The 7,769-nt window shown below is 71.6% G+C and carries 7 protein-coding genes; 3 read left to right on the top strand and 4 right to left on the bottom strand.

Annotated elements, in window-relative coordinates; all coding sequences use genetic code 11:
* Nucleotides 1–286: 286 nt before the first annotated feature.
* The 4 genes from D452_RS0111585 to D452_RS0111570 all read right to left on the bottom strand — a co-directional run bounded on the left by D452_RS0111585 (nt 287) and on the right by D452_RS0111570 (nt 4,206).
* Entirely contained in the window at nt 287–1,330 is a 1,044-nt protein-coding gene (locus tag D452_RS0111585; RefSeq protein WP_017544315.1) for a hypothetical protein, read from the bottom strand.
* 375 nt (nt 1,331–1,705) lie between these two features.
* Nucleotides 1,706–2,539: an aldo/keto reductase gene (locus D452_RS0111580; RefSeq protein ID WP_017544314.1), complete on the bottom strand. Its 834-nt coding sequence runs from the start codon at nt 2,537–2,539 to the stop codon at nt 1,706–1,708.
* 166 nt (nt 2,540–2,705) lie between these two features.
* Nucleotides 2,706–3,386, bottom strand: coding sequence for a DedA family protein (locus tag D452_RS0111575; protein ID WP_017544313.1), 681 nt, complete (start codon nt 3,384–3,386; stop codon nt 2,706–2,708).
* Between the two features lie 208 nt (nt 3,387–3,594).
* Nucleotides 3,595–4,206, bottom strand: coding sequence for a TetR/AcrR family transcriptional regulator (locus tag D452_RS0111570; RefSeq protein ID WP_026129205.1), 612 nt, complete (start codon nt 4,204–4,206; stop codon nt 3,595–3,597).
* A gap of 120 nt (nt 4,207–4,326) precedes the next feature.
* Between D452_RS0111570 and D452_RS0111565 the strand changes: the two genes are divergently transcribed.
* From D452_RS0111565 to D452_RS0111555, 3 genes are all read left to right on the top strand, one after another.
* Nucleotides 4,327–4,959, top strand: coding sequence for an FMN-dependent NADH-azoreductase (locus tag D452_RS0111565; protein ID WP_017544311.1), 633 nt, complete (start codon nt 4,327–4,329; stop codon nt 4,957–4,959).
* Nucleotides 4,960–5,050: 91 nt separating this feature from the next.
* Nucleotides 5,051–5,653: a suppressor of fused domain protein gene (locus tag D452_RS0111560; RefSeq protein ID WP_017544310.1), complete on the top strand. Its 603-nt coding sequence runs from the start codon at nt 5,051–5,053 to the stop codon at nt 5,651–5,653.
* Nucleotides 5,654–5,719: 66 nt separating this feature from the next.
* The gene (locus D452_RS0111555) at nt 5,720–7,726 is read left to right on the top strand and encodes an acyltransferase family protein (RefSeq protein ID WP_017544309.1); all 2,007 of its coding nucleotides are present in this window, start codon (nt 5,720–5,722) and stop codon (nt 7,724–7,726) included.
* Nucleotides 7,727–7,769 lie beyond the last annotated feature (43 nt).

Genomic DNA, 7,769 nt, shown 5'->3' with positions numbered 1-7,769 from the left:
TCGCGGACGCTCATCACCTCCATGTCGTCGAAGTTCAGCTCGGGCAGGTCGATCTCGGGTGCCGTCGAATGGGGCATTGTGGCCTCTTCGTTTGAATCTTCCTAGCGGGTCCCCCGGGCGGGAAAGAAAGTAACATGCGATTCGGCCGGTAGATAGAGGTTGTATTGAACCTTTTCCCTGGTGTGACCTCTGGTTCTTCTGTGTTTCACAGAGGGAACACCGGAAAGGAAACAGGCCCTGGTCCCAGAAGGGACCAGGGCCCGAATTCATTCGGTACTTTCCGTGATCAGCAGGAGCCGCGCCCGGCGGTCGTGTCGCACAGGCCGAGACCGTCGGTCCAGGAGAGCGCGTCCCGCGCGTTGCCACCGAAGGGTCGGGTGACGGTCACGTCCACCCCGTGCCCGGAGTCCGCCGCGAGCCACACGCGCACCTCGCGGACGCCGTCGCCCGAACCGGCCCTGAGCACGTAGAACGGTGACGGCACCGGGGAGCGGCCGCTCTCGGGTCGGGTCCACCAGTCGGCGCCCTGGACGTCGGAGACGTCCACGAACAGGCAGTCGTACGAGGTGCCCTCGAACTCACAGGTGCGCGGCTGTGCGCCGCCGTGGCGGCCCACGGACGGGTCCGACCCGATCCCGTCGTTCATCGCCCGCCAGTACACGGTGTCACAGTCCCCGTCGGAGCAGGCGTTCCAGTCCGCCCACGCGGTGGCCCGGGCGGCGGGCGCCGCGGAGCCCCCGTTGATGGCGGAACAGTACTTGTCCACGATGTAGGGCACGACGAAGTCGGAGACCCAGACGGAGTCGATCGCCTCGCCCGCCGTGTTGTTGGTGCCGAGTCCCGCGGAGTCCATCTGCCACAGGCCGACACCCGGGTTGAAGAACAGGCCGTCCCGTCCGGCGGGGTCGTACAGGCCGGACTGGTTGTCGTACCTCGACAGGGTCATCGGCGAGGGAGGCAGGGCGGAGCCGGCCGAGACCTCGGGCCAGACGGGGGCCAGCGCCAGGGCTGTGGCGGACTCCGCCGTGATCGCGCAGGAGGCGCCGGCCGCCGCGCCCTCGGCGGCGTTCCGGGCGGCCGCGAGGGGTTCGGCGCCGAAACTCAGTGGTCCGGGCGGGACGGCGGTGTTGGCCAGTTTCTCCTCCAGCGCCTCCCGGTCCGCCTCGGTGCGTTCGGCGGGGGTGTCGGCCGGAGTGGGGACGAACTCGACGGAGTCGTCGGGCGCCGGGCTGGCCAGGGCCGTCTGCGGGGTGCAGAGCAGGACGGCCGCGGCCAGGGCGGTGAGGGTGGTCAGGGCACGCCGCGAGCGCGGCGATCGGGGGGTCTTCACGTGTCCACCTCAGGAGCGGGTTAGAGGGGAGGGGCTGTCGCCGACCGGGGCACTGTCGGTTGTCTCCAACACGGATGTCTGACTCGGAGGAAAGTTACATCCCGCTCCGGGTCGGGACAAGGTCCCCTGGCGCAGTACCTCGGACTCTCACCTCGGGGACAGGGTGGCCTCCCGGGTCCGTTCCGCTACCTGCCCCGCCCGGTCAGCCATCGGCACCCATCCCCGGGGCCGTTCCCGGCCCGTTCGGCTCCGTTCCCGGCCTCCGCCCGTCCGGCTCCATCAGCGGCCCTGCCCGCCTGGCTCCGGCCCCTCCCGGCCCTGCCCGCCTGGCTCCGGCCCCTCCCGGTCCTCGCCGTCCGGCTCCGCTCGCCCTGGTCAGAGCACGTCGAGTGGGCTGGGCCCGTCCGGTCCGGGGAAGCGCTCGTCCAGGGCTCCCAGATCCTCCTCGGTCAGGCGCAGATCAAGGGCGGCGTGGTTCTCCTCCACGTGCCCGACGGTGCCCGCCTTCGGGATGGCGCACAGGCCCCCGCCCGCCAGGACCCAGGCGATGGCCACCTGCGCGGCCGAGACCCCGTGCCCCTCGGCGACCCGCTCCAGGACGGGGTCGCCCAGCAGACGTCCCTGTTCGATGGGGGAGTAGGCCATGACGGGCACCTCGTGGTCCCGGCACCACGGAAGGAGGTCGTGCTCCGGGCCGCGTCGGGACAGGTTGTAGAGGACCTGGTTCGCGGCGCAGTCGTCGCCGCCCGCCTCGCCCCACAGCTCGCGCATGTCGTCGGTGTCGAAGTTGCTGACTCCGAAGTTCCCGATCCTCCCCGAGTCACGCAGCTCGATGAGGGCCTCCAGCGTCTCGGCCAGCGGTACCCCTCCGCGCCAGTGCAGCAGGTACAGGTCGATGCGGTCGGTCCCCAGTCGACGCAGGCTGCGCTCGCACGCCTCGATCACACCCCGGCGGTCGGAGTGGCTCGGCAGCACCTTGCTGACGAGGAACACCTCGTCCCTGCGGCCGAGGATGGCCTCCCCGACCACCTTCTCCGCCCCGCCCGATCCGTACATCTCGGCGGTGTCGATCAGCCCGAGGCCCAGGTCCAGCCCGTGCCGCAGCGCACGGACCTCCGCCTGGTGCGCGTCGGGGTCCTCTCCCATGCCCCAGGTGCCCTGGCCGAGTACCGGCAGCTCCTCGCGGGAGGGCAGTAGAAGGTGTCTCATGGCCGTTCCCCGTTTCCTGTCGACCTCTCGATCCCCTCACCTCCAACCCTCACCACTTCAGTCCACCCGAAACTGGGGAAGCGGGCCCGGTGGCCGATCCGCTCGGGGCGGCGGGCCGGTCCCCGCCCCCAGGGGGTGCGCCCGCCGGACACACAGGTCCGCGACCTCACCCGTGTCGGGGCCCGCGGTCGGGTGCGGTCCGCCGCTCGCGCCGACGCTCCAGCACCCGTCGCACCACGAACCAGACGACCGCCGCCGCCACCGCCGCCAGGACGACCCGGGAAACGACGCCGACATAACCCTCGACGATGTGCCACTGCTCGCCCAGGTGGTACCCGACCAGGACGAACAGGGTGTTCCACACGGCGCTGCCCAAGGTGGTCAGGCCGAGGAAGAGCGGCAGGGACATGCGCTCGATCCCGGCCGGGATCGAGATGAAACTGCGGAACACCGGAATGAGCCGACCGAGGAGGACCGCCTTGGGTCCGTGCCGTTCGAACCACGCCTCGGTGCGGTCGATGTCGGCCATCTTGACCAGCGGGACGCGGCTCGCCAACGCCCTGAAACGCTCCCGCCCCAACCAGGCGCCGAGGCCGTACAGGGCGAGCGCACCCACCACGGAGCCGACGGTGGCCCAGACCAGGACCTCCGCCAGTCCCAACTCGCCCCGGGAGGCGGCGAAACCGGCTGTCGGCAGGATCGCCTCGCTCGGGATGGGCGGGAAGAGGTTCTCCAGGGCGATGGCCAGACCGACCCCCGGCCCGCCGAGGACCTCCATGAGTCCGACGACCCACCCGACGAATCCGTCCGCGGGTTGGGCCGCCGCGACGGTGAGATTGGCGTTCACTCGTTGCTCCTGTTCACGGTCCCTTTGAAGGGTGGAACAGAACGTTAGGGCCGGGGGGCGACGCTCCGCGTAAAGACGGGTCCCGTTCTCCGGACGAATCGTGGCAAGAGGGTGCCGGGGCTGTGGTTGCCCGCCGATCCCCGGTCCCGGCCGCCGCTCGCGCGAAGATCCGGGGCGCGCCGGGGCTCACGCGACCGCCGGGCTGGCCTCAGCCGTCGAAGACGCGCTCGACGAGGGTCCGCCAGCTTTCGGCCAGGTGGTCGCAGCCGGCCTCCCCCTGCGGGCCGGTGAGCTCGTCCGAGCCCAGGTACAACAGCAGCGGGCCCTCCAGGGCGGCGGCGAGCTGGAGGGCGAGGCTGTCCGGATGGGGGAGGGGCGGGCTGGCCTGGCGGAGCAGCATCCGGACGTGCGGAGGGGTCATGCTCACGGAGGCCGGTGCAAGCGGGGAATGGCCCAGTGCCGCACGGAAGATGGCGTGGTTGCCCCTGAGCGTGTCGAAGCGGGCCAGGCCGTAGGCGATCAGGCGCTCCTTCGGTTCGGCGCCGGGCCCCAGCGGCGGCGGGCCGTGCAGCACCCGCTCCTGGAACCGGAGCTCGTCGTCATGGAGCACGGCCTGGAAGATCCCCGCACGCGTACCGAAGCGTCGGAAGACGGTCCCCTTGCCCAGCCCGGCGCGCTCGGCCAGGCCGTCCATGGTCACGCTCTCCGGGCCCAGCTCGACGATCATCGCGCGGACCGTCCGCAGCAGGTGCTCGCGGTTGCGGGCCGCGTCCGCCCGCTCGGGGCGCGGTCTTCCGAAGGGGACCACTGGCACATCCACGGAATCAATCTACCCCGGGAATACTAAGCGGGGGATGGTCCGTTTATGCTGTCATCACGCCGCGACGCCGGGCACGCATCCGGCCAGCGGTACACCGAACCAATGGGAGAAGTAGGAATCATGAACCTGTTCCGACTCGACGGCAGCATCTTCCCGTCCGTGTCCTCCAGCGCCGAGATCGCGGACCGCGCCGAGGCGGAGTGGACCGCGGCGCACCCGGATGGCGGAGTGAACCGCCGCCACCTGGGGACCGACCCGCTGCCCGCCGACGCCTGGGTGCACGCCACCGTGGGCTCCGCCACCCCCGAGGCCGAGCGCACCCCGGCCCAGAGCGAGGCGCTGGCCCTGGCCGCCCGGCTGGCCGGAGAACTGGAGAGCGCCGACGCCGTGATCCTGGCCGTACCGATGTACAACTACGGTGTCTCCCAGCACTTCAAGACCTGGGTCGACCTGGTCATCGCCGGTGCCGGGCCCACCAACCCGCTGCTGAAGGGGGTCCCCACCGCGCTGGTCACCACCGCGGGCGGCGGTTACGGTCCCGGCACTCCCCGCGAGGGCTGGGACCACTCCACGCCCTATCTGGAGCGTGTCGTCGGCGACCTCTGGCAGGCCGACCTCACCCTGATCAAGTGCGAGCTCACCCTGGCCGCCACCACCCCGGGGATGGAGGGCCTGAGGGACCTCGCCGAGCAGGAGCGCACCCGGGCCCTGGACGCCGCGCGCGACACCGGTCGGGTGCTCGCCGGGGTCTGACCCCGAGGAGGGGGCGGCGCCACCACGCCGCCGCCCCCGCCTCGGCGCATATCCTCTGGGGTGCACCGTTCACGACCCTGGAGAGCGCACGATGCTGGAACTGCTGCCCGGACTCACCCAGATCTACGAGGGGTGGGCGCAGCACTACCCGGACGTGCACCCGCTGACCATCCAGTTCCCCGCCCGCGAGTCCGAGCAGGGGATCGACGGCGTCCTCGCCTACCCCATGGAGGGGCACTGGCTGCTGGTCACCTTCGGCCTCACCGAGCTGGGGGAGAAGACCAGCGAGGAGAAGCGAGTCTCCGGCGCCGGATTCGAGTTCACGTGCCGCATCCCGCGCGCGGACGGCGACGAGGCCGTGCCCGCGTGGATCCTGCGCGTGCTGCACGCGCTGGCCGACCAGTACGTGGCCGGTGCCCAGCTGGACGTGGGTCACTGGATCGTCACCCGGTCCCCGCTCGGCGGCGAGAGCGCCAACGGGGACATGACCTCGCTGGCGATCGTGCCCGACGCTGACATGCGCATCCTGGACACCGACAACGGCCTGGTGCTGTTCTTCCAGGTCGTGGGGCTCAAGACCGAGGAGGGCGAGTACGCCCAGGAGGCCGACACGGTCGCCCCGATCATGGCGCTGCTCCGTGACCGCGACCCGAAGATGATCACCGACCCCGATCGCGAGACCATCCGCCTCTGACAGGATCCGTGGCGGTCACCTCACGTATGCCGGGTGGTCACGAGGGGGAGTGATCATGGGGTCCCCGTGAACACGACCCCCCTCCCACCACCCTCGAGCCACCGTCAGGAGATCGACGGTCTGCGAGCCGTCGCCGTCCTGCTCGTGGCGGTCTACCACGTGTGGCTCGGCCGGGTCTCCGGCGGCGTGGACGTCTTCCTGCTGCTCACCGGGTTCCTCGTCACCGGCTCCCTGGTGCGCGCGGCCGAACGGGGCGGCCCGCGCTACGGCGCCTTCCTCGGCCGGCTCGCCGTGCGGCTGGTCCCCACTGCGGCCCTGGTGATCGCGGTCTCCCTGCTGGGCGCGCGGCTGCTGCTCCCCGAGGCCCGCTGGCGGGACACTGTCGCGGAGTCCCTGGCCGCCGCGTTCCACCACCTGAACTGGCACCTGGCGTTCGGCTCCGTCGACTACCTGGCGCGTGACGACGCCACGAGCGTCTTCCAGCACTTCTGGTCGCTCTCCGTCCAAGGCCAGTTCTACCTGGTGTGGCCGGTGGTGGTCGGCCTGGCCTTCTGGTGGGCCGCCCGCCTCGGCCGACCCGCGCAGCGGGTGCTCCTCGCCGTCCTCAGCACGGTCTTCGCCCTGTCCCTCGCCTACTCCGTCCTCGCCACCCGCGTGGACCAGCCGTGGGCCTACTTCGACACCGGGGCGCGCCTGTGGGAGTTCGCGCTGGGCGGCCTGCTCGCCCTCCTCCTGCCGTACCTGCGTCCGCCCCGGGCGCTGCGGGTCCTCCTCGGCTGGCTCGGCCTGGCCGCGCTCGCCCTGTGCGGCGTTCTCCTCCAGGTGTCCACGGTCTTCCCCGGCTACGCGGCGCTGTGGCCGACCCTCGCGGCGGCGGCCGTCATCGTGGCCGGGGCCACCGGCTCCCCCTGGGGCGCCGACCGGTGGCTCACCCTCCGCCCCGTGCTCTACCTGGGATCGATCTCCTACGCCCTGTACCTGTGGCACTGGCCGATCCTGGTGTTCCACCTCGCGGTGACCGGACGGGACCTGGCCAGTCCACTCGGGGGCATTGCGGTCCTCGCGCTCTCCATCGCCCTGGCGGCGGTGACCACCCCGCTCGCCGACCGGATTGTCGCGTTCGGCCGCGCTGGCACCCGGCTGAGGCCTCCGGTGGTCGCCGCCGCCTGCCTGGTCCCGGTCCTCCTGGCCACGGGCGCGTGGACGGTCCGGATGGACGCCGAACAGCGCCGCCTGGAGGAGGTGCTCGCCGACCCCGCCCGCTACCCCGGCGCGGCCGCGCTGCCCTCCGACGTCGACGGCGCGTACCCCGACCCGGTCCACCCGCCCCCGGCCTCCGCCGCACTGGACCTTCCGGTCACCTACGACGACGGCTGCAACCAGTCCACCTCCGGAACCGAGGCGATCACCTGCGACTACGGGGCCTCGGACCCGGACCGCACGGTCGCCCTGGTCGGCGGCTCGCACGCCGCCCACTGGTTCCCCGCGCTGGAGCAGATCGCGCAGCGCCGGGACTGGCGGCTGGTCAACATCACCAAGGGCGCCTGCCTGTTCACCGACGCGCCCCAGCTCCACAAGGGGGAGCCCTACACCGAGTGCGCCGAGTGGAACGGCAACGTCATGGACGAGCTCCGGTCCCTGCGCCCCGACGCGGTGTTCACCACCGGCACCACGACGAGCCTGGACACCAGCGCGGGTTTCGGGGAGGAGGTCCTGGTGGACGGCTACGTGGACCGGTGGCGGGAGCTGGAGGCCCTGGGCATCGAGGTCGTCGCGGTCCGCGACACCCCGCGCCTGCCCTCCGCCGCCCCCGACTGCCTCTCCGAGTCCGATTCCGAGGGGTGCTCGGCGCCGCCCGGCCATTCCCTTGCCGAGGCCTCACCTCTCGAAGGTGCCGAGCTTCCCGCCAACGTCACGGCTCTGGACCTCACCGACCTGCTCTGTGAACCCGACCTGTGCCGCCCGGTGGTCGGCAACGTCCTCGTCTACTGGGACGCCAGCCACATCACCGCCACCTACATGCGCACCCTGGCCCCCGAACTCGAACGCCGCCTTCTGCTCCGCACAGGCTGATCTGGACTGAGGAAAACACCCGAACGACCTTCCTTTACAACCT

It is taken from the genome of Nocardiopsis prasina DSM 43845 (assembly GCF_000341265.1).
Taxonomy (GTDB): domain Bacteria; phylum Actinomycetota; class Actinomycetes; order Streptosporangiales; family Streptosporangiaceae; genus Nocardiopsis; species Nocardiopsis prasina.
This window is presented reverse-complemented; position numbering and strand designations above follow the sequence as displayed.